Origin of the sequence: Gordonia sp. YY1 (genome assembly GCF_009872315.1) — a bacterium.
GTDB lineage: Bacteria > Actinomycetota > Actinomycetes > Mycobacteriales > Mycobacteriaceae > Gordonia > Gordonia amicalis.
This window is the reverse complement of sequence record NZ_WXYI01000001.1, coordinates 654,780-680,182: the sequence shown is the minus strand read 5'-3', so window position 1 is coordinate 680,182 and position 25,403 is coordinate 654,780. Positions and strand designations below refer to the sequence as shown.

Below are 25,403 nucleotides of genomic sequence, written 5' to 3'. Positions count from 1 at the left end.
CCCTGAGTAGCGAGCTCGCGAGCGTATCGAAGGGTCAGTCCAGACCGGCGAGGAACTCGTCGATCCGCGGCCAGGTCTGTTCCACGGCTGCCGACCCCGCGATGAGTCCGAGGTGGCTGGTCTCGACGGTCGTGAACTCCACTCGCGGCGATCCGGTGAACAGGTCGACGCCGTGGTGGGCCGCCGCCCAGCTGACGATGGCGTCCCGGTGGCTGCCGAACAGCTGTACCGATACCGCGACCTTCGAGAGGTCGACGGTCACGTCGTCGAATCGCAGGACGCCGCGGGCCAGTTCACCGCGCATGATGAAGTTCTCCCACATCTGCTCGGACGCTTTGCCCGGGTAGCCGGGCATCGTCTCCTGGAAGCGGTCGATGGCCTTCATCCGCGTCAGCGCCTCGGTGTCGTCGGCGTTGCGGATGATGTAGCCGGGCTTCTTGAGTTCCCGCTGCCAGGCGGTACCCCGGTAGGCGGTCCGCACGAAGAATGCGGGGATACCTCCCAGGACGCGCAGCGCAAGTGACACCGGCTTGGTACCGATGGGCCGCATCAGCGCCTTCACCAGGGGGTACGGCGGGACGCGGTCATAATCGAGTGGGGTTCCGACCGCGGTGATCGACCGCACCGGCAGACCCGGATCCGCGGCGACGGTGAGGAACGAGATGGTGCCGCCCAGGCTCCAGCTGAGCAGGTCGATCCCCTCGCCGGTCGACGGGCCGGCGTCGAAGTCCGCAAGGGTTGCGGCGATCGCGCCGGGAACGATGTCGGCGAAAAAGTCGGCGAACCCCAGGTGCCGGTCCTCGCGGGTCATCTCCCCGAAATCGAGCACATACGGCACCCGGCCGGTCGACAGCAGGAACTCCACCAGGCTCAATCCCGGAGTGAGGTCGTAGCAGTCTGTCGAGACCGCGAGCGGCGGGACGAGCAATACCGGCCGCTGCGCCGACTCGCGGGACGACGTCAGCTGCTCGACGGTGCCGTAGCGCCGCAGCTGACGATGTGGTGCGTCGACGACGACGGTGTGCGGCGACTTTCCGGACTCACCGATCTCCCCACCGCGTGCCAGGTGAAGCAGTGTGGCGACGCCGTCGAGACCACCCATGACAGTCCTCCCCGTGCAACTCGTTCGCAGACTCCTCACGCACCCGCGGGCGCGTGATCGCTGGTCATTCAACACGGTGCGCCGGCTCGGGTCGTGGTTGGGGCCGAGCGCAGGTGGGTATGTCCGGATCGAGGCATCGCGGCTACGGCCGATGCCAGGCGATCAAGACGCGGTCGAATCGATCAGCCCGCAGGGCGGTCCCATCCCCCGACCGTCCGCGCGTACGAGGAGGAGACATCATGGCCGAAGAACTCAACAACGTCACCGTCGCATTCCTGGTGGCCACCGAGGGCGCCGAACAGGTCGAACTCACCGAACCGTGGAAGTCGATCGAGGCCTGCGGCGGGAAGCCGGTACTGGTGTCCACCGACTCCGGCACCATCCAGGCCTTCGACCACCTCGACAAGGCGGACACCTTCCCCGTCGACGTGACCCTCGAAGACACCCGCATCGCCGATTTCGACGCCCTGGTCCTACCGGGCGGCGTCGCCAATCCCGACTTCCTGCGTGCCTCGGCACCGGCCGTGCGCTTCGTGCGCGGCTTCTTCGAGGCGGGCAAACCCGTCGCCGCGATCTGTCACGCGCCGTGGACGCTCATCGAGGCCGACGTCGTGCGCGGACGAACGCTGACATCGTTCCCCAGTATCCGGACCGACGTCGTCAACGCCGGCGGCAACTGGGTCGACGAAGAGGTCGTCACCTGCCGAAGCGGCGACAACGTGCTGATCACCAGCCGTAAGCCCGCCGACCTGCCGGCGTTCAACGCGGCGATCGTCGCCGAGTTCGCCCACAGCCGGGTGCCGAGCTGACCGACGGTCACACGACCGAGATGGGGCCCTGGCCGCGTCCGGTGAGGATCAGCAACGCCTGCTCGCCCTGCCCGGTCAGCTCGGCCGACCCGACGGCCGTCGCCAGTGCCGAGGCCAGCACCGACTGCGGCAGCGTCGGCGCCGATCCGATCGCGCGTGCGATGTCGAGACCGTGGACGGCCAGCTCGAAGGTTCTCGTCGGCAGGTAGTGGGACAGCAGGATTCCACCCCATGGGGTGGCGACCGGTCGGTCGGCGACGCCGGTGATCGCCGCGACCGCACGGTCCCGGCGTTCGACCGCGGCCCGCAGCGGGTCGTCGCCGAGATCGACTCCGGCGGCCACGCCGCGGGACGTCACCTCGGGCGAGGAGGCCAGTCCCTGGATGCGGGCGTAATACCCTGCCACCGAATCGATCTCGACGGTGTCCGGCTCGGGTTGGGCGAGATAGTCGGCGACCGTCGTCAGCGAGCGACTCGTGTGTCCGATCAGCGAACGAACCGACCATTCCCCGAGGCCGGGCCGGTCCCACTGCTCAGGGCTCACCGCGGAGACCAGCAGGAGGAAGTGTTCGGCCCCCGCGATGTAGTCCTCGATGGCCCTGCTCAGACGCTGCTCGTCTGCCATGGTGTCTCCCTGGTTCTCCGGCGGAAACCGACTGCACAGCACACGATATTCGGCTGTCTCGCCGCGGTCGTCGCCACCGCCGAGGCCGACCGTCAGGTCCTCAGCTGTGGGGGTCGGACCTGACGGTGTCGTCGACGCCGGCCGTGTCGGCCTTGCTCGGTACGACGCCGCTGGCGGTGGCGAGCTTGGCGATGCGGTCGTAGAGCAAGGCGACCACGCCGGCGAACACGATCACGCCGAGGATCTGAGCCCAGGTGTCGAAGCCGTCGCCGACGATGGCGAGGACCGAGTCGTCGCCGGTGGCGGCGACGATGCCCGCGAAGACCACACCGAACAGGGCCTCACCGACGATCAGGCCGGTCGCGAGCAGAACACCCATCCGCTTCTTGTGTTCGACTGCGCCGCCGCTTCGTTCGGCCCAGCGGTTGTAGAAGTGACCGAGGAAGGCACCCACCGGGATGATGAGGGTGACCGACATCGGCAGGTACATGCCCATGCCGACCGCCAGCGGCGGGAGCCGGAACCTCCCCGCGCGACCGAGCAACTCGTCGATGAGGATGACGACCGCGCCGATGAGGGCACCGATGCCGATCAGACCCCAGTCGAGGTCGGCCCCCAGCACGCCCTTCGCGAGCGTCGACAACAGGCCGGCCTGCGGTGCCGCCAGTGCGTCCTCTCCCGCTCCCGGAGCACCCACGAAGCCGAAGACGTCGTACATCAGTCCGAGGATCGGGGGGATGATCGCGGACCCGAAGAGCACGCCGATCACCAGCGCCACCTGCTGTTTCCACGGTGTCGCACCGACCAGTTGACCAGTCTTGAGGTCCTGCAGGTTGTCATTGGAGATCGTCGCGACGCCGAAGACGACCGCGGCGGTGAACAGCGTGTAGGCGATCAGCGCGTCTGTCTGGGAGGAGTCGGCGGTCCCGAACGTCGCCTTGATGAGGATCGCGGCGATGAGGACCACGAGGATGCCGACGCCGGAGATCGGGGAGTTCGACGAGCCGATGAGACCGGCCATGTAGCCGCAGACCGCCGCCACCGCCAGACCGATGACGAAGACGAAGACGATGCTCACCGCGATGATCCCGGCGGCGCTGCCCTCGAGGGCGGTGTCGTGCACGAAGTCCCACAGGAGCAGGCCGATGGGGATCAGCAGCACGAGGATGCTGCCGCCGACGATGTTGAACGGGATGTCGCGTTCGGTGATGTCCACGGTCACGCCCTCGCGACGTGAACGCGACGACGCGAGTGACCCCTTGATCCCCCGCGCGTGGGCCCCATCACCTTGATGAGGGTCCAGATCGCAGCGATCGCGATGGCGCCCGCGCCGATGAGGCGGACGTCGTTCGCGAAGACGCCGGAGACGATATCGCTGAGTGACTCGCCGGCCTCACCCTGGTTCTGGCTTTCGATGGGCAGCAGCACGCCATAGGAGATCAGCAGGCCGACGAGCATCGCGACGCCGACGGTGACGCCGACGAGGTGCCCGATGCCGATCAGCGACATCGACAGGCCGGCGCTGAATAGTGTTCCTCCCGCACCGACCTTGATCGTCGCGGAGATCGAGTCGCTCAGGACCTTCAGCTTGGCCAGGAGAGCGAAACCCGCCGACGCGATCGAGCCGATCACGATCGTGCGCAGACCGGCCTTGTTCTCCGTGGCACCGCCGGCCGAGTCGCCGACCTTCAGGACCTCGGCTGCCGCAACCCTTCCGGGTATGGCAGGTCCGACCCCGTGACCAGCGCGCGGCGCAGCGGGATCGAGTACATCACGCCGAGGATGCCGCCGATCGCGCACACGGCGACTGTGATCCAGTACGGGAACCCCGTCCACCAGCCGATCATCACCAGGCCGGGGATCACGAAGATGATGGCCGACAACGTGCCGGCCGCGGACGCGATCGTCTGGACGATGTTGTTCTCCACCACCGAGTGATTGGCGAAGTACCGCAGGATGCTCATCGAGATGACGGCCGCCGGGATGGCGGTGGCGAAGGTGAGCCCGACCTTGAGGCCGAGATAGACGTTGGCCGCGGTGAAGACGAGGGTGATGACCCCGCCGAGGATGACCCCTCGCAGCGTCAGTTCTCGCAGACTTGCCGTGGCCGTGGCCGTGGGCGCTGTCGCCATCAGGTCCCCTCACACAGATTGTGAACGGCCACGCCATGGCTGGACGCAAACCGGATTCACTCGAGTACAGTCGATCCACCTTATGGCCGGGCAGTCGCTCCCACGCAAACCCGGCCTGGTGTCGCCGGGAACAGGTCCCAAACCCGGCACCGGACGCCGGCGAGCGTAGGGCATGATTTATCCATGACCGAGGGGAAGACGGAGCAGTCTGCCCGTACCCGTCAGGCGCTGATCAGCGCGGCGGAGGAGCTGATCGCCCTGCACGGGGTGTCCGCGGTCTCCAGCAGGCAGATCAGCAAAGCCGCCGGGCAGGGCAACAACTACGCGGTCGGTCACCACTTCGGTTCCAAGGACGACCTGATCCGGGCCACGCTCACCACACACAGCATCCCCATCGACCGGTTGCGCCAGAAGGCCGTCGACGAGGTCGGCCAGAACCCGCAGGTCCGTGACTGGATCCGGTGCCTGGTCTGTCCGGAGATCGAGTACCTCGGCAAGCTCGGCGCACCGACCTACTTCGCCCGGTTCTTCGCAAATGTCTCGAGCGATCCGGCCACCACCATCCTGCTGTACGAGCAGATGGGCGAGTCGAAACCACTGCTGGCGATTCTCGAGGGTTTCTACGGCGCGCTGCCGGAATTCCCCGGCGACGTCCTCGAGATCCGCAACAACATGACGCGTCACATCATCGTGAACACGCTGGCCGACATCGAACGCGCTGCCGAGAGCGGTGATCACCCGGTGACGTCCTGGCAGCATCAGTGCGAGATCGTCGTCGACGCGCTGACCGGCATGTGGCTCGCCCCGATCACCCCCCTCGCTCCCTGAGGGCGAGCGAAGCGAGCCGTCCCTCGCTCCTGAAGTGCGAACGAAGCGAGCCACACTTCGCTCCCGGATCAGATGAGGGTGCCCACGTCCTTGGCCACGATGTGGGCGAGTGCCCGTTCGGCGACCGCGGCGATCGTCATGGACGGATTGCATGCTGCGGTGTTACCCGGCATGAGGGCGCCGTCGAGAACGTAGAGTCCACGCTGCCCCTTGACGCGCCCCTCGAGGTCGCAGACCGTCCCCATGTTGGCACCGCCGAGCGCGTGCCAGGTCGACGGGAAGAACGCGTTGGTGTCGGTGAGAATCGCGTCGGGTCCGGCGATCTTGCGCACGGCACCGTCGATGTGTTTGGTCTGGATCTCCGAGTCACCCTCGTGCGGCCACTTGATGATCGCGTCCCCCGCCGCGGAGTCGTAGTCGATGACGCCGCGCCCCGAGCTGACGCCGAAACCCACCATCATCGTGGTGCCGGCGTAGACCGGGATCGGGGGCAGCGACGCCTGGATGATGGTGAACGCACTCTTGGGGTTGTTCCAGTTGGGACTGCCGTACACCACCGGACCGCCCTGTACCGCACCGAAATCGATGCGCGGGCTGGTCCAGGTGTAGATGCGATCCGCGTTGGTGCCCCACCCGTGTCCGAGTCCGTCGGGCAGGTCGGTGATCGTGCCGGCCTCACGGGCGCGGACGAGGAGTTTGGTGGTGTTGACGCTGCCGGCGGCCATGATGAGCGTCTTGGTGACGATTTCCTTGTGTTCCAGTACTTTTCCGGTTTCATCGGTCCGTTCGACGTCGAGGGACCACTTGCCGTCGGGGCGCCGGGTGACCTGTCGGACGGTGTGCAGGGTCCGCACGGTCACGAGTCCGGTGCCCTCGGCCTGCCGGATGTAGGTGACGTCGACGCTGTGCTTGCCACCGTTGTTCACGCCGATGGACCCGTCACCGTTGGTGTAGGCCGGTCTCATCTCGCCGCGGAGCTCCGCCTCGGCATATCCCCAGTCGATGGGCATCGGGATCTTCTGTAGTGGGAGTCCCACGGCGCGAACACGTTTGGCGAACTGTCGCGGCGCCAGGTACTGCGGCGACCGCACGACCGAGTCCGGTGCCACCGCGACCTTGAGCATCCGTGCGACCCGCGGGTAGTGCACGCGGTCCATCAACCGCCAGTCGAGCGCATTGGGGAAGTGTTCGTCGAACACCGCCTCGCTCGGCTGCAACGTCATCCCCTGATAGACCAGCGACCCACCCCCGAGCCCGGCCGGGCACAGTGCCGTCATGTTCGCACCGGCAACCGATTCGAACAGTCCCACATAGGGTTCGACGCTGAGCGGCTTGCCGAACAGGTTCGGGGTGGACTCGTGCCACAGCATGCGCTTGTCGGGGTTCGACGCACGCGGAAAGGTCTCCGAGTTGGGCCCGGTCGGCCACCGACGGCCCCGTTCGAGCAGCAGCACGGGCACACCGGCCTGCGCGAGTCGGAGCGCCGAGCCCCCTCCACCGAAACCGGAGCCGACGACCACCACCCGATGCTCCTCACGGGTGTGCCGAATCCGGCGCGCCGGCCGCGGTGACCGCCGCGGCCTTGAGGAAGGTACGTCTCGTTGGGTACGCCCCGGACATGGGTCTCCTGTCATCAGTGCACGAGAACGTCCCGCGCAGACGTGCTGGGTAGCTCGCGGCCTGCGAAGGGAACGACCGCGAGCGGGAGAACGACGTACGGCCGCGAGGGATGCAGCCGTCCGAAGAAGACTTTGGCATCGACCACCGCTGTGTCAAGGGCAACAACGGATTTCGGCCCTGATTCCGACATCGCGGCGTGGCACGCTTGACAGATGCTGAGTCATGTGACTGAATCGAGCGCAAGCGGGTCCGCACCACGGACCCCACCAGCGGACACCGACCGGGACCGGTCTTCCGAGCAGGCCGCCGATCCGGCCTCTCGAGTGTTGCGTTGCCTCGGCCACGGTGTGCAGAGGGGTGCGCACCGTGGCGGGGCCGCGAGTCGCTGCCGGTTCGTCACCCGCTGTTAGGATGACCCGACCACATCGCGGCCGGGGGAAGTACATGTCAGATCACTTGCAGGACAAGACCATCGTCATCACCGGTGCCGGTGGTGGATTCGGCAGGGTCATCGCCGAGAAATGCGCTGCTCGCGGCGCTCGTGTCGTCGGCGTCGACATCGACGCCGATGGTCTGAACACTGTCGTCGGCGGCATCGTCGCCGCGGGCGGTTCGGCACTCGCCCAGGTCGCCGACGTGACCGACATGGCGCAGATGCGGGCGGCCGCAGCACTGGCCGTCGAGGAGTTCGGGACGATCGACGTCATCGTCAACAACGCCGGGGTCATGCCGCTGGCGTTCTTCGCCGACCACGAACGTGCGTGGGAGAAGTGGCACAAGGCCATCGACATCAACATCAAGGGCGTCGTGAACGGCATCTCCGCGGTCTACGACCAGATGATCGCGCAGGGCCGCGGGCAGGTCGTCAACATCGCGTCCATCTACGGCAACGGCGGATTCGAGGGCTCCGGCGTCTACAGCGCGACGAAGGCCGCGGTCACCATGCTGTCGGATTCCCTGCGCATCGAGGCGAAGGGCAAGATCAAGGTCACGACGGTCAAGCCCACCGGTGTCGCCGGCACCAACCTGGCCAGCTGGATCGTCAACGATCGCGCGATCCGCGGCATCGTCGGCCAGCGGGTGTCGTCGTACAAGGAGCACGTCACCCAGATGCTGCAGGGCGAGTTACCGGACGAGCTGACCGACGCGGACTCGATCAAGTACTGGCTCATCACTCCCGAGGATCTGGCCGACGCCGTAGTCCACGTCATCGACCAGCCCTGGGGCATCAGCCTCTCGGACGTGACCGTGCGCGCGAGCGGCGAGGACTACCTGTACTGAGAGGACTACCTGTACCGACCTGGGTGCGCGGCCATATCGAGATCAGCCGCGACGCTCGCCGCGGTACTTGCGGTGGTACTCGTCGTAGAGGTCGGAGTTCTTCTCCCGCTCCAGGCGGTTGACCAGGTCCGGGTTGAGTCCATGCTGGGCCAGTCGGTGCCGGCGGTACACGCGGTTCAGTGCGATCGAGAAGAAGAGGTAGGCGATGAGGATCGGCGCGGTCATGGTGAACCGGACGCCCCAGTCCGCCGGGACGAAGAGCATCGGGATCAGGATGATGATGCACGGGATCGCCCAGCGCACGACCATCCGAAGCGAGGCCCTGGGTCCTGCGAGGTCGTTCTCGACCCAGTCGGTCATCGACTTCGGCAGGGGTGCCCAGTAGCAGTACTTGACGTACTCCCAGGCGTTCGGGGTCGTGCGTTGCGTGGTGCTCACCTCTCGATCGTGCACCATGTGGTTGCCGCTTCCCAAGCAAGTTGTCGCACGCCACACTGACCTCGGGTGGCCGCATCCGGATCGACACGAGCGAACTCGTCGCCGAATCGGGCATATCCACCACGCTGCGTGTGCTCGAACACAGCGCGGTCGGTAATCTGACCGCGTCTCGGCACGGCGAACCGGCGAAAGGACTCCGCGATCATGGGCTCGGACCCGACCACCGACGCCTCCTCCACCGACGCCTCCTCCATCGACGCCTCCTCCATCGATTCCGAGGCCATCGGCGGCCTCGAAGCCGAACTCAACGACTTCTGGCGACGTAGCCGTATCCGCACACGACTGCGGGCCCGCGAGATCGATCCCCGGCTCGACCCGTCCTGCTATCCGCTCATGTCCGTGCTCACCCGCCACCACTCGATGCCGATGTCCGACCTGGTGAGCGCCGTGGGCATGGAGAAGTCGACGGTCACGCGGCAGATCGACGCGGTGGTCCGACTCGGGCTCGCCGAGCGACACCCCGACCCCCGTGACGCGCGGGCACGCGTGATCACGCTCACCGATCACGGGCGCGAGCGCGTCGACGCCGTCCTCGCCTCGGCGGTCTCCGATTGGCGGGCCCGCCTGGCCCAGTGGAACCCGGACGACATCCGGACCCTCACGAGCCTGCTCCACCGACTCGGCGAGGCGACCAACGACCCGGTCGTGGACCGGGAGTCCTGACGGGCCCCGACCAGGGCAGGCAGTACGGTTCCCCACCGGTTTCCGGCCGCCGGGAATAACCCGGTTAGTTGCGCGTTACACCTTTCACGCCCTATGGTTGCAGCATTCAACTAAACGGCGGCGGCCCACGTCCGGTCCCCGTTTCCATCAGCCCTTTTCCGGCACCTGTGTCCACGAGGTCGACGAGGTCCTTCCGTCGATGTTCTGTGGTCGCCGCCATTCGGCTCCGTCCACACGGTGCACGCACGACTTCGGAGGTAGCCCCGTATGACAACGTCCCCGCCACGCGTGGAACCCGTCGACACACCGATGACCCACAAGCAGCGCATCAACGCACTCGTCGGTCTGCTGCTCGGTATGTTCGTGGCCCTGACCTCGGCCACGATCGTGTCCAACGCACTGCCCACGATCATCACCGACCTTCACGGCACGCAGGATCAGTACACCTGGGTCGTGACGGCGACGCTCCTCGCCTCGACGGCGGCCACCCCGATCTGGGGCAAGCTGTCCGACGTCTTCAGCAAGAAGCTCCTCGTCCAGCTGTCGCTCGGCGTCTTCACCCTCGGCTCGGTGCTCTCCGGTCTCTCGACCTCGGTCTCGATGCTGATCGGCTTCCGTGTGGTCCAGGGTCTCGGCCTCGGCGGCATGCAGTCGCTCGTGATGATCGTCATCGCGTCGATGTTCAGCCCGCGTGAGCGCGGCCGCTACCAGGGCGCCATCGCCGGCGTCATGTCCATCGCGACCGTCGCCGGACCGCTGATGGGTGGCGTCATCGTCGACACGAGCTGGCTCGGCTGGCGCTGGACGTTCTACGTCTGCGTCCCGCTCGCCGTCATCGCCATGGTCGTCGTCCATCGCACCCTGAACCTGCCGGTCATCCGCCGCGAGGTCCACATCGACTACGCGGGCGCACTGCTCATCTCGGCCGGCGTCAGCACGATCCTGATCTGGGTCACCTTGGCAGGCAAGAACTTCGACTGGGCCTCGGCCACGTCGTTCGGCCTCGTCGCCCTCGGCCTCGTCCTGCTCGCCGCCGCGGTGTGGGTGGAGTCCAGGGCCAAGGATCCGATCATCCCGCTGCACCTGTTCAAGGAGCGCACGACCACCCTCGCGACGATCGCCAGCATCGCCGTCGGCGTGGCCCTCTTCGGCGGCGCGGTGTTCCTCGGCCAGTACTTCCAGATCGCTCGCGGCTACTCGCCCACCGCGGCCGGCCTGCTCACGCTGCCGATGGTGTTCGGTGCGGTGGTCTCGGCGACGCTGTCCGGGCGCCTCATCACCAAGTACGGCCGCTGGAAGAACTACCTGCTCGCCGGCTCGGTGATCATGGCCATCGGCTTCGGGCTCCTGTCGACGATCGACGCCCACACCAACATGGCGGTCCTCAGCGGCTTCCTGTTCGCCCTGGGCCTTGGCATGGGCATGACCATGCAGAACCTGGTCCTCGCGGTGCAGAACACCGTGGAGCCGCGCAACCTCGGTGCGGCCACGTCGACCGTGACGTTCTTCCGCTCACTCGGTGGTGCGGCCGGCGTCTCGGTGCTCGGCGCGGTGCTGTCCAGCCACGTCACCGACCTCATCGGCCAGGGACTGCGCGCCATCGGCATCACCCAGACGGGCTCCGGCGGAGGCGCAGGCCTGTCCAACCTCAACGAACTACCCGCGCCGATCGCGGCGATCGTCCGCGGTGCCTACGGCGACGGAACGGCCCGGATCTTCCTGGTCTCGATGGCGATGGCCGTCATCGGCACGATCGCGGTCCTCTTCATCAAGGAGGTCGCCCTCAACAGGCTCAGCGGTGAGGATCAGCGACGCGCCGCCCAAACGGCCGCCGACTCGGCCGATGCCGAACTCACGCAGGTCCTCGCGGGCGAGAACCTCGACGGCATGGACGCCGACCTCGACCGCCGGGAGGTCATCGACCCGGCTGTGGAACCGGTCGACCGAAAATCATGACCTCCGCCCGCGCCGCAGCGCGCCGACCGTGACGCGGGACAACTGAGGGAAGCCGATCGCGGCCGCCACCACGGCGGCCGCGATCGTCGTCATGACGTGCATGGCGGCGGGGTCTCGTTGACGAACCGGACGGGCGCGGGTGATCCTTGGCCGGTGAATTCGGACCAGTCGCCCACCTCGGGCCGTGCCCCGCTGCCGCACTCCACCGACACTGCCACGCTGCCACTCGCGGGAATCACCGTCGTCGCCCTCGAACAGGCCGTCGCCGCCCCCCTGGCCACCCGGCATCTGGCAGACCTCGGTGCGCGGGTGATCAAGGTCGAGCGCGTCGGCGAGGGTGACTTCGCCCGCCAATACGACTCGGCGGTGCGCGGCGGCGCGGGTTCACATTTCGTCTGGCTGAACCGAGGCAAGGAATCGGTCGAACTCGACCTCAAGAGCGACGCCGGGCGCGATGCGATCAGGACGCTCATCGCCGGTGCGGACGTCTTCCTGCAGAATCTCGCCCCCGGCGCCGCGGCCCGACTCGGGCTGGGCGCCGACGTCCTGCGCGCCGACCATCCGGAACTGATCGTCATCGACATGTCCGGCTACGGCGACGCGGGACCGTTCCGCGATCGCAAGGCCTACGACATGCTCGTCCAGGCCGAAACCGGTCTCATCTCGGTGACCGGCACCCCCGAGGACATGACCAAGACCGGCATCCCGTCCTCCGACATCGCCGCCGGCATGTACGCCCTCACGTCGGTGCTGTCGGCACTGTTCCGCCGGGCCACCACCGGCGTCGGCGCACGGGTGTCGGTGTCGATGTTCGACGCCACGGTCGAATGGATGGGTCACCCCATGTACATGCGGCTCTACGGCGGACGCCAGATCGCCCGGGCGGGCCTCGGCCACGCAGCGATCGTGCCCTACGACAAGTACCCCACCCAGGACGGCACCATCCTCATCGGCGTCCAGAACGACCGCGGGTGGGACACGCTGACCCGCGTCGTGCTCGAACGCCCCGACCTCGCCGAGGACTCGCGGTACAAGACCAACATCGACCGCGTCTCCCGTCGAGCGGAGGTCGATGCGATCATCGCCGCGGAGACCAAGCGGTTCACCACCGAAGAACTCGACCGCCGCCTCGCCGACGCGGGGGTGCCCGCCGCCGAGATCCGTGACCTCGAGGCCGTGGTGGCGCATCCCCAGCTCGGCGAACGCGACCGCTGGCGGGATGTCGACACCGAGGTGGGCCCGATCAAAGCGGTGCTGCCGCCGATGACCTTCGACGACGTCGAACTGGCGATGGGACCGGTACCGGCACTCGGCGAACACACCGAAGCGGTGCTCCGCGAGTTCGGGATCACCGCCGACGAGCAGCCGTGACGATCATTCCCTCAGCGTAGGATCGGCAAAGCGGACCTGCAGCCCTCGGGTCGCGCATTTTCTGCACGGATACGACGACCTCTCGGAGGCGATATGTCCGACGATTCGCTGTACACAACCCGGGACTCGGGTGCACCGGCCGGGAGTGACGAACACTCCCTGACGGTCGGCGCCGGAGGACCCATCGTCCTGCACGATCACTATCTGATCGAACAGATGGCCCAGTTCAACCGCGAACGAATTCCCGAGCGACAGCCACATGCCAAGGGCAGCGGCGCATTCGGGACGTTCGAGACCACCGAGGACATCTCGGCCTACACCAGTGCCGCATTGTTCCAGCCGGGTGTGAAAACCGAGATGATGGCGCGGTTCTCGACGGTGGCCGGTGAACGGGGCAGCCCCGACACCTGGCGTGATCCGCGCGGATTCGCGCTGAAATTCTATACATCCGAAGGCATCTACGACATGGTCGGCAACAACACGCCGATCTTCTTCGTCAAGGACCCGATGAAGTTCCAGCACTTCATCCGCTCCCAGAAACGCCGCCAGGACAACAACCTTCGCGACCACGACATGCAGTGGGACTTCTGGACGCTGTCGCCCGAGTCCGCTCATCAGGTCACCTGGCTGATGGGCGACCGCGGCATCCCGAAGACGTGGCGACACATGAACGGCTACAGCTCGCACACGTATCTGTGGGTCAACGCCGAGGGCGTGAAGCACTGGGTCAAGTATCATTTCAAGTCCGATCAGGGCGTGGAACACCTGACTCAGCACGAGGCCGACCAGATGGCCTCTGCCGACACCGATTTCCATACCCGGGACCTGTTCGAGAACATCGCCGCGGGTAATCATCCGAGATGGACGCTCAAGGTCCAGCTCATGCCGTTCGACGACGCGGTGAGCTACCGCTTCAATCCGTTCGACCTGACCAAGGTGTGGCCGCATGGCGACTACCCGCTCATCGAGGTCGGCAAGATGACGCTGCACACCAATCCGGTCGATCACCACACGCAGATCGAGCAGGCCGCCTTCGAACCGAACAACGTCGTCCCGGGTATCGGCTTCAGCCCCGACCGGATGTTGCTCGGACGGGTGTTCTCCTACGCCGACGCGCATCGACATCGACTCGGCGGCAACTACAAGCAGATCCCGGTGAACGCGCCGAAGAACGAGGTCCACTCGTACTCCAAGGACGGCGCGATGCGTATCCACAACGTCACCGACCCGGTCTACGCGCCCAACTCCAAGGGCGGCCCCTCTGCGCTGTATCCCGGTCAGGGCGAACCGCAGTGGGCGGCCAACGGTGAGATCCTGCGCAGCGCCTACGTCGACCATCCCGAGGACGACGACTGGGGGCAGGCCGGCACGCTCGTCCGCGAGGTGTTCGACGACGACGCGCGAGAGCGGTTCGTCGACAACGTCGTCGGCCATCTCCTCAACGGTGTCTCCGAACCCGTGCTGCAGCGCGCATTCGAGTACTGGCACCGGGTCGATCCCGACATCGGTGCTCGCATCAAATCGGGTGTCACCGAGAAGAAGGACGAGTCCGACCCGAAGAAGGACGACCAGGGCAACCCGGCACGGTCGTCGGCGCAGGAGAAGGCGAAGGCCGAAAAGGCTTGATGCGCAACGCCACTGCTCCTTGGCCACGAGCGACAGCGCCCGTCGCTCCCTGAGGTGCGAGGAGCGACAGCGCCACCCCCCTCGCTCCCTGAGGTGCGAGGAGCGATAGCGACGAGCCTCGAAGGGCCTGGTGAGACGAACTCGCCAGGCCCTTCGAGACGCATCCTCCGCAAGCTCCGGACGCTCCTCAGGGAGCGGGAGGAGACGCATCCTCCGCAAGCTCCGGATTCGGCACCACGCGACACGCCGGTTGAGCCGACACCGAGCGAAGCGAGGCGTCGCGTCGAAACCCGCCCCCACCGACCGGTCCAACCAGCAGAGACACCTCCGTTGGACCCGCGAGATGACCCCCGAACAGGAACGCGAACTCAAGACGTTGGTGCCGCTGATCGGCTGTCGGCGGTGCCGCGAACGCGCGGGTCATGTCCGGAAAACTGGTGGTCTCCAAAGTCATCCCGGTCACCGCCGACACCCTGCACCTACTCCCTACAGCACCGCCGGATGGTCCGATACCGGGGTCGGTGCACACCATCCTCGGACAGGAATCCACCAGCCACAGCAACGACCTGCCCGACGCCGACCCCACCGTCGACGGCGAGACCGGCGAGGAATTCAGCCCGATCCGCCTCGACACCGAAACCCTCAACGCCGGCACCCGCCTGTCCGGACAGGTCTGACTGACCCACGCCAGCCCGGTCGAGTACGCGCTGCTGAGCGCTCTGGTCGTGGTGCTGACCGTCATCAGCGTTGTCATCGGGGTCCTGTGGCGGCGCGATTATCTGGGGCCGCCGAAGGAGCGTTTCACCCTGGCCATGATCGTCTCGCTGGCCGCCGGTGCGCTCGCTCTGCTCGTTGGGGCAGTGATCACCCTGTGCGGTCTCTTCGACGTGAGCGCCGCCTACGGACGGTGGCTGATCCCGGTCGGCCTCGCAGTCGCGGCCGCCTCTCTCGCAGTCCTGGTGGCCCTCAAGCAGGCCCGCCTGCGCGCCACCACCAACACGATTGCCGCGCTGGTGGTCCTCGGTGCGCTGATCCCGGTGTCTGGACCGGGCCTGTCGCTGTTGGTGATGCTGGCCGGCGGTTTCGCCGTCGCCGCGGCCATGTACTCGACGACACGAACCGATCGCCCTTCGGCTGCGCTCGCCTGACCGGCCTCGGCGTTGGCGTCCTGGGTTGGGTGTGGACCTGGCTTCGGATCGATCGCAACGCCCTGGATGTCGGCGACGCTCTCAGCGCTGTGCTGGCGCTCATCGCAATCCCTCATGCCCGCCCTCTTCGGGGACTGGTCAGTGTGGGACATCGTGATCTTCGGGTGCGGGGTCGCGATCCTGGCGATCATCGGCCTGCGAGTGCGCGATCCCCTGCTCGAACTTTCGGTCGTCGACACGTCTACGACCTGGGTGCGAGGTGTTCCGGCCATGCTCGCCGGACCCGGCTGCGCGATCGTCGGCGCGGCCCACGGAGGTCACAGACACACGGGCCGGGCGGCGGGGATCGTGCGTGCGCCGTCGGTGACGGTGCCTTCCACGCAGAGGCGTTCGGTGGGGTCGGTGCGCACGAGGATCGGGGTGAACGCTGCGGTGGCATCCCGCTCGGAGGTTCGCTGCGCGGTGGTGCTGTCGGCGGGCGCCGCGGCGGGGTAGATGCGGATCCCAATTGTGTTGCCCAGGCCGCGACCGTCGATCCGTTCGACTTTGCCCCACGCTGCGTTGCAGTGTTCGGAGAAGTTCACCTTGACGGTGAAGGCCTCATTCGTCGCGCTGTCGACGGTCTGGACGTCGTCAAGGCAGCGCGGCAGCTGGTTGGGGTTCATTCCGTTGCGGACGGGTTCGGCCGGAGGCGCGCCCGCGGACTCCGGTGCGTTTGCTGCGGTGTCGGTCGTCGTTGGCCGCACGACGGCGATGGTGACCAGGCACGTGATGATGTTGCTGATCACGACGACGAGCACCGCAACCACCCACCACCACACCCGGCGCGTTCCCTTTGGTTCGGGCTTCTGGTCCTGAGCGTCGTCGACCTCGGGTGCAGTACGGGGCGGGACCATCGACCCGTCGACCTCGTCGGAGGCTGCGGGGTCGCCGCCGCCGTTGAGCTCAACCCACCGCGTGTCGAACTCCTCGCGGTCGCGGCGTCGGTGAGGGCGACAACGAAGGCGGAACCCGTCTCGCGCGTCGGCAGCTTGTCGGCTCGGTAGACGGCGTGCATCGCCGAACTACTCCTGGAGTACCCGCGGTTCCTCGCCCTGGAAGCCAGTGCCTCGTAGCTCAGCGATGGCTGTCGTTCGCGGAGTTGGCGGAGATCGGTGAGGAACTGCTCCACGGAATCGCCGTTAACGCCGGGTGAGGAAGTGTCGGGGTCGGTCACCGGGTGCTCCTATCGGGCGGGGAGTCAAACAGGGTGGCGGTGCGAGCGGTCATCCACTGTCCATCCTGTCCAGAGGCCTTCTGGATGGACGGGTGAACAGGTTATGTCATCGCCGCCCCGGCGCGATCGCGTCGGGCGCTCGCAGGAAGGACACCCCTCATGTCATCGATCTCCACGACCCGCCCTGCCGGATTCGGCGCCGCGAACAGCAAGGCGAAGAACGCCACGAAGAAGATCCTCACCACCGCTGCGTGCGCGATCGCCATCGCAACAGCCTCCGGCGCAACTCAGGCGGTGATCTCACCGCCGGCCCCCGTACAGGCTGCCACCGTGCTGGGCAATCCCGATTTCGCGGGGTGGTGCAACTGGAAGCATCGCACCAACGTGCTCTCCAGCGCCGGGCCCTGGAACCTCTACAGCGCCTACTCGTGGGTGTGCACGATCCCCGCCCTCGGCAACTTCAACAACGGTCCCGTCGACGCCAACAGTGCGTGCCGACTCAAGTACGGCAGCGGTGCCTACGCGGTGACCACCAACCCGAACTGGGCGCACTCGTGGCAGTGTCGCCGATGATCCACACAGGGCCCCTGATCGCTCCACCGGTGCACCCACGATGACGAGCAGCGCCCCGTAGGGCATCGCAACGCTCACCCGGTCTGATGTGGATAGGACGGGCGCGACGTCGACGTAGATTGATCGGCGTCGCGACCCCCTGGAGCGCACGGGAACACTTGCCCTACCGTGCTAACGGTGACAGAATAGATCTGTAACCGTTAGGACAGAGCGAAGGGGCAGGAGATGTCCACTGTTGATGAGGACCTCGACGAGCTGTTGCGTGACCGCTTCGGCATGGCTCGAAAGGATCTGGTCTTGGCTTTGCGCACATTGCCGGCGCAGCGACCGTGGGCGGCGCGGCTGACCGAGGGCGAGGCCCGGTTACTCGATGCAGCAGGGTTCACCGAGGACCCTGAGAACTACGCCCAGATCGCCGCGGAGACGACTGGGCACATGGCGCGGCTCTACAGCACCGCCTACAGCGCAGCGGAAGCCGCAGCCGTGTTGGGCGTCTCGGATTCGCGGGTACGTCAACGGCGTCTCAACCACACGCTGTGGGCGCTCGACGACGGCGGCTCCTGGGTGTTCCCGGCGCCGCAGTTCCACCACACCACCGACTCTGATGACACGGAGTCTGATGACACCGAGTCTGACGGCATCGAGTTCGTCCGCGGCTTGGAGCGGGTGTTTCCGCGGCTGCTGACTCGGGGACTGCATGCCACCGCGATCGCCGGATTCCTCGAGTCGCCGCACCCGCAGCTCTCCATCGATGGGCGGCCCAGCTCGGTTAAGCAGTGGCTGCTGCACGGCGAACCGGTGGAGGCGGTCCTCGAGCTGCTCGAACTCGCCGACTGGACCGCCTGATGGCCCCAGCCCCGATGCTGCCTGACCCGCCGGCACCGGAAGACCTTCGGGCCCTCGGTTTGCGTAGCGACGAGGTCCGAGTCATCGGCATCGACGAGGTGTGGTGGCGCGTGCACCGCACCGCCGGCAACCACGTCCTGGCATGGAACGCGCTCCGCACCTACGGCCCGGTGCTGCGGTTCGACCCCCACCACTCACCCACCGGTGAGGACACGACCGGCCGAAGCGTCTGGTACGGCGCCGCCACCCCCGACGGCGCGCTGGTCGAGGCCTTCCAGACCGACCGCACGATCGACCGAGCCCGCGAGCAGCCCTACCTCACCGGACTGTCGTTCGCCCGCCCCGTCACCGTGATCGACATTGCCACCGACAGCGCCGGCGCCTGGGCCACCCGCGCCGGCGGCACCTACGCCCTGTCGACCGGCCAACACCGCATCACCCAACGCTGGGCCCGCCACATCGTCGAAGCCCACCCCGACATCGATGGCCTGCGCTACAACAGCCGATTCGCTGGCACACCCTGCCTGGCCCTGTTCACCCCGGCCGCGACCGCCATGCCGCACCGGCCGCAACTGTCCCTTCCCCTGACCCACCCCGACCTCGCCGCTCGCATCGCCGGCGCCGCGCGACGCCTGGGCTACGGCGTCGTCTGAGGTCCCTAGCTGCACTAACCACGGACGTTAGGTACGGCGTGGCGGGATGACATGACGAAGACCTCCGAGGAAGTGCGAACTGCCTAGGTAAGCACCGCTCAACTCGGAGGTCTTCGTGTCCCACCGCAACGCCCCACTGACCGAACTGGGTCGCCTACGTCTTGCTCGACGTGTCGTGGAGGATGGTTGGTCGATTCGCCGTGCCGCTGAACGCTTTCAGGTCGCCCCGACCACCGCCCAACGCTGGGCCCGCCGCTACCGCGAACACGGGCCGGCCGGGATGGTCGATCGCAGCAGCCGCCCGCATCGCAGCCCCAATCGCACACCGACCCGCACCGAACGACGCATCATCAAAGTCCGCGTCCTACGCCGCTGGGGACCAGCCCGCATCGCCTACCTGCTCGGTCTGAACCCTTCCACTGTGCACCGGGTGCTGTCCCGCTACGGCCTGGCTCGTTTGCGCTGGCTGGACCGTCCGACCGGGCGCGTGATCCGCCGTATTACCGCTGATCAGCCGGGTGAGTTGGTGCATGTCGACGTCAAGAAACTGGGCAAGATCCCTGCCGGCGGTGGCTGGCGCAAACTCGGCCGCACCGCCGGACGCCGTAACAGCCGAGCCGACAAGAGCAGCGGCAAGCAGAACAAGTACCGCACCCCCGTGCGCGGCTATCACTTCCTGCACACCGCCATCGATGCCCACTCACGGTTGGCGTACTCGGAGATCCTGACCGATGAACGCAAAGAGACCGCCGCTCAGTTCTGGCTGCGCGCCCAGCAGTGGTTTGCCGAGTGCGGGATCGAGGTGCGGAAAGTGTTGACCGACAACGGTTCCTGCTACAAGTCGCATGTATTCTCCGGTGCGCTCGGGCCATCGATCATCCACCGTCGAACCCGGCCGTATCGGCCGCAAACCAACGGCAAGGTCGAACGGTTTCACCGCACCCTGGCCGACGAATGGGCCTACGACCGGCTCTACACCAGCGACACCGAACGCTGCGCACAGTTCCCGATCTGGCTGCATCACTACAATCACCACCGCGGTCACACAGCACTCGGAGGACAACCACCAGCCAGCCGCGTACCCAACCTCTCGGGTCGTCAGTACAACTAGGCTCGATCCCGTGAGTGTGCGCGCAGGCATCGTGGTGACCGGAACCGAGGTTCTGACCGGGCGTATCGCCGACCAGAACGGGCCGTGGCTGTCCGAGCAGCTCCTCGAGCTGGGGGTGGACGTCGCCCACATCACCATCTGTGGTGACCGGCCCGCCGACCTCACCGCCCAGCTGCGCTTCCTCGCCGACCAGCAGATGGATCTCATCGTCACCAGCGGAGGCCTCGGTCCCACGGCCGACGACCTCACCGTGGTGACGGTTGCCGAGTTCTGTGGACGCGACCTGCAGCTCGACCCCGCACTCGAGGACCACATCGCCGGAATCATCCGGCGCTGGCGGCCCGACACCGTGGACCTCGACGACGGGCCGACCCGGATCGGTATCCGCAAGCAGGCCCACGTTCCCGCCGGCGCCACCGCCATACCGCCCACCGGCACCGCACCGGGCGTCGCCGTCCCCGCGACACCCGACGAGCCGCTGCCGACGATCCTCATCCTGCCCGGCCCACCCGTCGAGCTGCAGGCGATGTGGCCGACCGCGATCGCCTCACCCGCCATCGCCGAGGTGCTGTCCCGGGCCGACGACCTCACGCAGGAGACCATCCGGGCGTACGGACTGCACGAGGCCGAACTCGCCGAGACATTGCGTCGTGCCGAGGACTCGATCCCGGGATTCGACGCCCTCGAGATCACCACCTGTCTGCGCCGCGGGGAACTCGACATGGTCACCCGCTTCGCCGCCGATGATGCCGCGATCTACCGGCAATTGCTGACCTTCCTCACCGAACACCATGGGCGACAGATCTTTTCGACCGATGGCTCGACCATCGAGGATCAGCTGATTGCGACGCTCGACGGACGGCTGATCGCCACGGCGGAGTCCTGCACCGGCGGGCTCATCGCGGCGCGGCTGACCGACCGCCCCGGTTCTTCCACCTACGTCACGGGCGGCGTCGTGTCGTACTCGAACGAGGCGAAGTCCGACCTGATCGACGTGCCCGCAGAACTGATCGCCTCGCATGGGGCGGTCAGTGAGGAGGTCGCCGCCGCGATGGCCGAGGGAGCTCTGAGTCGCCTGAAGTCCGATGTGGCGGTCTCGACCACCGGGATCGCCGGACCCGCAGGCGGCACCGAAGCCAAACCGGTCGGCACCGTCTGCTTCGGCGTCGCCGTCAAGGGCTGCCCGACCTACACGGTCACGCGACGTTTCCCCGGCGACCGGGAACGGGTCCGCTCCCTCACCACCACCGCCGCGCTGCACCTGGTCGTCGCGCAGCTGGAGAGAAGCCCCGCCGCCGGTTGACCTCCCTTGTCGAGTTGTCCCCTGCTACTGGTGGAGCGGCCCCTGTGTGGCGGTTGCTCGTCGTTTCGACGCGGTGGCTCGCTGGCGCTCGCTACCGGCTCAACGAGCGTGGTCACGTGGCAGTATCGGCTCGCCCGCGCTCGCCACCGGCTGCCGGTTGAGCTCTCCCCCCTGCCGGTTGAGCTCTCCCCCCTGCCGGTTGAGCTCGTCGAAACCTACAGCGGCCCGGCGGGCAACTGCCGGCGGACGAGCTTGCCCGTGGGGTTGCGCGGCAACTCGTCGACGAAGACGACGTCACGTGGCACCTTGTACCGCGCCAGATTGGCCTTCACGTGCGCCTTGATGTCCTCGGGTGACGGGTTCGCGTCCTGCGCCGCGACGATGAAGGCGCGCAGCCGCTTCCCGAATTCGTCGTCGTCCACGCCGATCACCGCGACGTCGTCGATGTCCGGGTGTTCGGCGAGGAGGTTCTCCACCTCGAGCGGATACACGTTCTCGCCGCCGGAGACGATCATGTCGTCGTCGCGGCCGTCGATGTGCAGCAGGCCGTGCTCATCGAAGCGCGCCATGTCACCCGTCGACATGTAGCCGTCGATGATCTCCTTGTTCCGTCCGTCGGTGTACCCCTCGAAGGGTGCGCCGTTACGGACGAAAAGTCTTCCGCGGACGTTGGTTCCGGAGATCCTACGGCCCTCGTCGTCGAAGAGTGCGAGCCGGCTGGTGACCGGCGGGCGGCCCACCGTGCCCGGCGCGAGTCGCAGCTCCTTAGGCTGCGCGACCGAGGCGACGGCCACCTCGGTGGACCCGTAGAGGTTGTAGAGGACGTCACCGAAAGTGTCCTGCACCGCTTCCGAAAGCGCCGGTGACAGAGCCGATCCCGCGATGACGATGATCCGCAGCGCGGACGTGTCGTACTTCTTGATGACATCGGGTCCGAGAGCGAGCATGCGGTGCAGCATCGTCGGCACCGCGACCAGCACCTCCGCCTTGTGCTCGGCGAGCGCGGCCAGGGTCTTCTCCGGGTCGGACCGTCGCATCACGACGGTCTTGTTGCCCAGCGCTGTCCCCACACCCCAGAGGGCGAAACCGGTGGAGTGGAAGATCGGCGAGACGATCACCATGGTGCCGCGCTGCGGGAACGGGATGCGGTCGAGCAGGAGGGCACTGGAGAACGGCGACAGCTTGGAACGTTGTGCCCCCTTGGGCAGACCGGTCGTGCCGCTCGTGAGGATGACGAGTCCGGTTCCGGAGGCGTCGCCGTGTCCCCGTCTGCGACGATGTCGTCGAGGGTGCGAACCCCCTCGGGGACCGGACGCTCGCCGTCGACCCAGGTCACGATCCGGAGCGTCTCGGCAGGCAGAGCATCGGCGAGGTCGGTGAACTCCTGGTCGTAGAGCATCGCGACGATCTTCTCGCGTTCGGCGACCTCGACGAACTGGGTCTTGCCGAATCCGGTGTTCATCATGGCCAGTCGGTAACCGGCCTTTCCCGCGGCGCTCATCGTCGTCAGCAGGCCCCGGTGATCGCGGGCGATCACTCCGATCACCGAGCCTCGCTCGACGCCGGAGGCCTCGAGGTGGTTCGCGAGCGCGTTGGCGTTCGCGTTCAACTCGCCGTAGGTCAGTTCGCCGCGTTCGTCGGCGACCGCACCCGCTTCCGGGTACTCGTCCGCCCCGTGTGCCACCACCGAGGCGCAGGGTCCGATGATCTTCGCGCGCTTGACCGTTGTCAGGAGCTCCTTGGGGCGTGTGGGGTCCAGCAGCCCCGAGCGCTTGAGCACTTTGAACGCTCCGACGGCGTCCTGCACCTGTTCGACGGCAGTCCCGACCGCACCGGTCACCGAGACCATGTCCACCCACCTTTCGCGGCGGGAGCCGCTGTCCGCGCCCACGGGTCGGCTCGGGTGACCCCGCGGTTGGTCACGGGCGTCACCAATGGCCGAAGCAGGTGCCAGAGTAGGGCGCCACTCGGCGGTCGATGTCCGCTTCGCCGAAATCGGTTCGGTGCCAACGCTTGCCGGATCACCGGACTTTCCCGGCCCGGATACCCGGCGAACGTTGCCGGAATCGGATTACCGATTCGTTGCGATTTCGCGACAACTCTGACAACATCTGTCATCAGATCGAGGGCGGAGGAACATGTTCAGTTTTCGACGGTTGACGACGATCGTCACCGCTGCGGTGGCATGCACGATGACAGCGACGCTGGGTCTGTCCGGAGTGGGTGCGGCCGGGGCCGCGCCGGCGAAGAAGTACCCCGTGTCCTGGGACTTCCGGTCCGCCATTCCGAACGTGCTCAACCAGACGCTGGACGCGAACTGGTCCCCGCCGGGCACCAACGACCCGTCGTGCAAGCTGACGAAGGAACGCCCGAACCCCGGTGATCCTGCTGAACGCCACGGCGACCACGCAGTGGGCCTACACCGCGGGCGCTCCGTACCTGGCCAACCGTGGGTACTGCGTGTACACGTTCAACTACGGCAACATCACGCCGATCCCCAGCTTCCCGATCCAGGGTCTGGACGACATCGAGAGGTCGGCCCGCGAGGTCTCGCGCAACGTCGACCGGATCATGCGTCAGACGGGCGCGAAGAAGGTCGACCTGGTCGGCTGGTCGCAAGGCGGTGGCCTGTTGCCGCACTACTACGTCGATTCCCTCGGCGGCGACAAGAAGGTCGACAAGGTCATCGGCATCGCGCCCGGCAACCACGGGTCGACCGGCGACATGCTCACGTACGTCAGGTATTTCATCCCGCCGTTCGGACCTGTCGGCTACGACATCTTCAAAGCGCTGTTCCCCGCTTTCGCGCAGCAGGCGCAGTATTCGGATCTGGTCCGGAAGGTCTACGGCAACGGTGACACCAAGCCGGGCCCGCACTACCCGACGATCGTCACCGAGTACGACGAGATCGCGACCCCGTTCACCAACGGCTTCCTCGAGGGCGACAATGTCACGAACATCCTTCTGCAGGATGACTGCCCGGTCGATCTGTCCGAACATCTGTCGATCAACTTCAGCGAGCGCACCTGGCGGCATGTGCGAAACGCGTTGACACCAGCAGAGGCCACGCGCGTACCCTGTTTCCAGGTCGACCCCTTCTATCCCGGAATGAGTGAAGGCAGATGACGGCAGATCCAGCCCCCGCTCGACACGATGCCGCCGACACCGAGATCGCCACAGACGACATCGCAACCGACGGTATCGCGCCCCTGGGCCCGGATTCGGTGGCCTGGAAGGTTTTCGGCGATCTGACGTTCGTCCTGGGCGCACCGCGTCGTCTACTCATCGATGTCGCCCACCCCGTGGTGGCCACCGGCGTGCGCGAGTTCTCGGTGTTCGAGACCGATCCGTACGGGCGCGCCGAACGCACGCTCGACATGATCATGGGTGTCGTCTACGGCCAAGAGGACGCGCTCGACATGGCACGCCGACTGCGTGAGCGCCACCGGGACATCAAGGGCCAGAACCCCGACGGCTCGCGCTGGAGTTCACTGAATCCCGAAGCGTTCCACTGGGTTCACGCGAGTCTGGTGCACGGGATCTATACCCAGCAGAAGGAACTCGGTCGCGGTTGGAAGCCGGGCGAGGTCGAGCAGTTCTATCTCGAGATGCGTCAGGTCGGACGCATGTACGGGGTGCGCGAGCAGGACATGCCGGAGAACTGAGCGGCCTTCTGCACCTGGTTCGACGAGATGACCCGCACCAGGCTCGAGCGGTCGGACATGACCGATCGGGTCTTCGGTGTGGTGACGTCTCCCAAGCCGCCGCCGCACATCCCGGTCCTGCGGCACGCGCTCGTGTGGAACACGACGGTTCGTCCCGTCGCCGGCCTCGTCCTGGCCACCGTCACCGCGGGTCTCCTCACACCGGAACTGCGCGAGTTGCTCGGCATCGACTGGGGCACCGGACGACGTGTGCTCTTCCGCCTGATCTCGTTGCAGTCGCGGCTGGTCATCCCGCGGCTGCCCAGGGCCATCCGGATGGTGCCGCACGCCCGCGCCGCCTACCGGTGACGACAGACACCTCGTCCCCACCCGCGAAC

General features: G+C 66.9%; 21 protein-coding genes and 3 pseudogenes. 16 read left to right on the top strand and 8 right to left on the bottom strand.

All coding sequences use genetic code 11. The features are described from left to right. Positions 1 to 34: 34 nt before the first annotated feature. Positions 35 to 1,102, bottom strand: a complete 1,068-nt coding sequence (locus BPODLACK_RS03105; protein WP_006436549.1) for an alpha/beta hydrolase — start codon at positions 1,100 to 1,102, stop codon at positions 35 to 37. Positions 1,103 to 1,341: 239 nt separating this feature from the next. On the opposite strand from BPODLACK_RS03105, the gene BPODLACK_RS03100 reads away from it, so the two are divergent. After that, positions 1,342 to 1,911 carry a type 1 glutamine amidotransferase domain-containing protein gene (locus BPODLACK_RS03100; protein WP_006436548.1) on the top strand — a complete coding sequence of 190 codons (570 nt, stop codon included), beginning with the start codon at positions 1,342 to 1,344 and terminating at the stop codon, positions 1,909 to 1,911. A 7-nt stretch (positions 1,912 to 1,918) separates the two neighbouring features. On the opposite strand, the gene BPODLACK_RS03095 is transcribed toward BPODLACK_RS03100, so the two are convergent. Next, positions 1,919 to 2,536: a maleylpyruvate isomerase family mycothiol-dependent enzyme gene (locus BPODLACK_RS03095; protein ID WP_159404685.1), complete on the bottom strand. Its 618-nt coding sequence runs from the start codon at positions 2,534 to 2,536 to the stop codon at positions 1,919 to 1,921. Between the two features lie 100 nt (positions 2,537 to 2,636). Continuing rightward, a pseudogene (locus BPODLACK_RS03090) lies at positions 2,637 to 4,668 on the bottom strand (OPT family oligopeptide transporter). 183 nt (positions 4,669 to 4,851) lie between these two features. On the opposite strand from BPODLACK_RS03090, the gene BPODLACK_RS03085 reads away from it, so the two are divergent. After that, positions 4,852 to 5,496: a TetR/AcrR family transcriptional regulator gene (locus BPODLACK_RS03085; protein WP_159404684.1), complete on the top strand. Its 645-nt coding sequence runs from the start codon at positions 4,852 to 4,854 to the stop codon at positions 5,494 to 5,496. 68 nt (positions 5,497 to 5,564) lie between these two features. Here the strand turns inward: BPODLACK_RS03085 and BPODLACK_RS03080 are convergent, their stop codons facing one another. Both BPODLACK_RS03080 and BPODLACK_RS23415 read right to left on the bottom strand, forming a co-directional pair. Beyond that, complete coding sequence (locus BPODLACK_RS03080; protein ID WP_159404683.1) at positions 5,565 to 7,019, bottom strand: GMC oxidoreductase; 1,455 nt, start codon at positions 7,017 to 7,019, stop codon at positions 5,565 to 5,567. Positions 7,020 to 7,029: 10 nt separating this feature from the next. After that, a complete protein-coding gene (locus tag BPODLACK_RS23415) occupies positions 7,030 to 7,116 on the bottom strand; it encodes a twin-arginine translocation signal domain-containing protein (RefSeq protein ID WP_232513154.1) in 87 nt (28 codons plus the stop codon). A 444-nt stretch (positions 7,117 to 7,560) separates the two neighbouring features. On the opposite strand from BPODLACK_RS23415, the gene BPODLACK_RS03070 reads away from it, so the two are divergent. Then, entirely contained in the window at positions 7,561 to 8,397 is an 837-nt protein-coding gene (locus BPODLACK_RS03070; protein ID WP_159404682.1) for an SDR family oxidoreductase, read from the top strand. Between the two features lie 42 nt (positions 8,398 to 8,439). Here the strand turns inward: BPODLACK_RS03070 and BPODLACK_RS03065 are convergent, their stop codons facing one another. Then, positions 8,440 to 8,853 (bottom strand): DUF5313 domain-containing protein, encoded by a 414-nt coding sequence (locus tag BPODLACK_RS03065; protein ID WP_006436542.1) that lies wholly within the window; start codon positions 8,851 to 8,853, stop codon positions 8,440 to 8,442. Between the two features lie 186 nt (positions 8,854 to 9,039). On the opposite strand from BPODLACK_RS03065, the gene BPODLACK_RS03060 reads away from it, so the two are divergent. The 6 genes from BPODLACK_RS03060 (at position 9,040) to BPODLACK_RS03035 (ending at position 15,659) form a co-directional block, all read left to right on the top strand. Beyond that, on the top strand, positions 9,040 to 9,558 hold the full coding sequence (locus BPODLACK_RS03060) for a MarR family winged helix-turn-helix transcriptional regulator (protein WP_006436541.1): 519 nt from the start codon (positions 9,040 to 9,042) through the stop codon (positions 9,556 to 9,558). A gap of 267 nt (positions 9,559 to 9,825) precedes the next feature. Further along, on the top strand, positions 9,826 to 11,514 hold the full coding sequence (locus BPODLACK_RS03055) for an MDR family MFS transporter (RefSeq protein ID WP_159404681.1): 1,689 nt from the start codon (positions 9,826 to 9,828) through the stop codon (positions 11,512 to 11,514). Between the two features lie 153 nt (positions 11,515 to 11,667). Continuing rightward, positions 11,668 to 12,885: a CaiB/BaiF CoA transferase family protein gene (locus BPODLACK_RS03050; protein WP_006436539.1), complete on the top strand. Its 1,218-nt coding sequence runs from the start codon at positions 11,668 to 11,670 to the stop codon at positions 12,883 to 12,885. A 93-nt stretch (positions 12,886 to 12,978) separates the two neighbouring features. Then, positions 12,979 to 14,511, top strand: coding sequence for a catalase (locus BPODLACK_RS03045; protein ID WP_006436538.1), 1,533 nt, complete (start codon positions 12,979 to 12,981; stop codon positions 14,509 to 14,511). Between the two features lie 422 nt (positions 14,512 to 14,933). After that, positions 14,934 to 15,188 (top strand): hypothetical protein, encoded by a 255-nt coding sequence (locus BPODLACK_RS03040; RefSeq protein ID WP_006436537.1) that lies wholly within the window; start codon positions 14,934 to 14,936, stop codon positions 15,186 to 15,188. 51 nt (positions 15,189 to 15,239) lie between these two features. After that, positions 15,240 to 15,659, top strand: a complete 420-nt coding sequence (locus tag BPODLACK_RS03035) for a hypothetical protein (protein ID WP_159404680.1) — start codon at positions 15,240 to 15,242, stop codon at positions 15,657 to 15,659. A 317-nt stretch (positions 15,660 to 15,976) separates the two neighbouring features. On the opposite strand, the gene BPODLACK_RS03030 is transcribed toward BPODLACK_RS03035, so the two are convergent. Further along, positions 15,977 to 16,555: a DUF2690 domain-containing protein gene (locus BPODLACK_RS03030; RefSeq protein WP_006436535.1), complete on the bottom strand. Its 579-nt coding sequence runs from the start codon at positions 16,553 to 16,555 to the stop codon at positions 15,977 to 15,979. Between the two features lie 479 nt (positions 16,556 to 17,034). Here BPODLACK_RS03030 and BPODLACK_RS03025 point away from each other — a divergent pair, with 479 nt between their 5' ends. The 5 genes from BPODLACK_RS03025 (at position 17,035) to BPODLACK_RS03005 (ending at position 21,361) form a co-directional block, all read left to right on the top strand. Next, positions 17,035 to 17,448, top strand: a complete 414-nt coding sequence (locus BPODLACK_RS03025) for a hypothetical protein (RefSeq protein ID WP_006436534.1) — start codon at positions 17,035 to 17,037, stop codon at positions 17,446 to 17,448. Positions 17,449 to 17,673: 225 nt separating this feature from the next. Then, positions 17,674 to 18,294: a hypothetical protein gene (locus tag BPODLACK_RS03020; RefSeq protein ID WP_006436533.1), complete on the top strand. Its 621-nt coding sequence runs from the start codon at positions 17,674 to 17,676 to the stop codon at positions 18,292 to 18,294. Further along, positions 18,294 to 18,947, top strand: coding sequence for an RES family NAD+ phosphorylase (locus BPODLACK_RS03015; RefSeq protein ID WP_006436532.1), 654 nt, complete (start codon positions 18,294 to 18,296; stop codon positions 18,945 to 18,947). The genes BPODLACK_RS03020 and BPODLACK_RS03015 overlap by 1 nt, the downstream gene beginning before the upstream one ends. 115 nt (positions 18,948 to 19,062) lie before the next feature. Then, positions 19,063 to 20,058, top strand: a complete 996-nt coding sequence (locus BPODLACK_RS03010) for an IS481 family transposase (protein WP_159404679.1) — start codon at positions 19,063 to 19,065, stop codon at positions 20,056 to 20,058. 10 nt (positions 20,059 to 20,068) lie between these two features. Beyond that, positions 20,069 to 21,361 carry a competence/damage-inducible protein A gene (locus BPODLACK_RS03005; protein WP_159404678.1) on the top strand — a complete coding sequence of 431 codons (1,293 nt, stop codon included), beginning with the start codon at positions 20,069 to 20,071 and terminating at the stop codon, positions 21,359 to 21,361. A gap of 215 nt (positions 21,362 to 21,576) precedes the next feature. On the opposite strand, the pseudogene BPODLACK_RS03000 reads toward BPODLACK_RS03005, so the two are convergent. After that, positions 21,577 to 23,210 (bottom strand): annotated as a pseudogene (locus BPODLACK_RS03000) (acyl-CoA synthetase). A 530-nt stretch (positions 23,211 to 23,740) separates the two neighbouring features. Here BPODLACK_RS03000 and BPODLACK_RS02995 point away from each other — a divergent pair. Beyond that, the gene (locus tag BPODLACK_RS02995; protein ID WP_236577587.1) at positions 23,741 to 24,487 is read left to right on the top strand and encodes an esterase/lipase family protein; all 747 of its coding nucleotides are present in this window, start codon (positions 23,741 to 23,743) and stop codon (positions 24,485 to 24,487) included. Further along, a pseudogene (locus BPODLACK_RS02990) lies at positions 24,484 to 25,374 on the top strand (oxygenase MpaB family protein). The gene BPODLACK_RS02995 and the pseudogene BPODLACK_RS02990 overlap by 4 nt, the downstream one beginning before the upstream one ends. Positions 25,375 to 25,403: the final 29 nt, after the last annotated feature.

Coding starts and splice junctions, on each gene's coding strand:
- BPODLACK_RS03105 (WP_006436549.1), bottom strand. CDS start 1,102: ATGGGTGGTCTCGACGGCGTCGCCACACTGCTTCACCTGGCACGCGGT.
- BPODLACK_RS03100 (WP_006436548.1), top strand. CDS start 1,342: ATGGCCGAAGAACTCAACAACGTCACCGTCGCATTCCTGGTGGCCACC.
- BPODLACK_RS03095 (WP_159404685.1), bottom strand. CDS start 2,536: ATGGCAGACGAGCAGCGTCTGAGCAGGGCCATCGAGGACTACATCGCG.
- BPODLACK_RS03085 (WP_159404684.1), top strand. CDS start 4,852: ATGACCGAGGGGAAGACGGAGCAGTCTGCCCGTACCCGTCAGGCGCTG.
- BPODLACK_RS23415 (WP_232513154.1), bottom strand. CDS start 7,116: ATGTCCGGGGCGTACCCAACGAGACGTACCTTCCTCAAGGCCGCGGCG.
- BPODLACK_RS03070 (WP_159404682.1), top strand. CDS start 7,561: ATGTCAGATCACTTGCAGGACAAGACCATCGTCATCACCGGTGCCGGT.
- BPODLACK_RS03065 (WP_006436542.1), bottom strand. CDS start 8,853: ATGGTGCACGATCGAGAGGTGAGCACCACGCAACGCACGACCCCGAAC.
- BPODLACK_RS03060 (WP_006436541.1), top strand. CDS start 9,040: ATGGGCTCGGACCCGACCACCGACGCCTCCTCCACCGACGCCTCCTCC.
- BPODLACK_RS03055 (WP_159404681.1), top strand. CDS start 9,826: ATGACAACGTCCCCGCCACGCGTGGAACCCGTCGACACACCGATGACC.
- BPODLACK_RS03045 (WP_006436538.1), top strand. CDS start 12,979: ATGTCCGACGATTCGCTGTACACAACCCGGGACTCGGGTGCACCGGCC.
- BPODLACK_RS03040 (WP_006436537.1), top strand. CDS start 14,934: ATGTCCGGAAAACTGGTGGTCTCCAAAGTCATCCCGGTCACCGCCGAC.
- BPODLACK_RS03030 (WP_006436535.1), bottom strand. CDS start 16,555: ATGGTCCCGCCCCGTACTGCACCCGAGGTCGACGACGCTCAGGACCAG.
- BPODLACK_RS03025 (WP_006436534.1), top strand. CDS start 17,035: ATGTCATCGATCTCCACGACCCGCCCTGCCGGATTCGGCGCCGCGAAC.
- BPODLACK_RS03020 (WP_006436533.1), top strand. CDS start 17,674: ATGTCCACTGTTGATGAGGACCTCGACGAGCTGTTGCGTGACCGCTTC.
- BPODLACK_RS03015 (WP_006436532.1), top strand. CDS start 18,294: ATGGCCCCAGCCCCGATGCTGCCTGACCCGCCGGCACCGGAAGACCTT.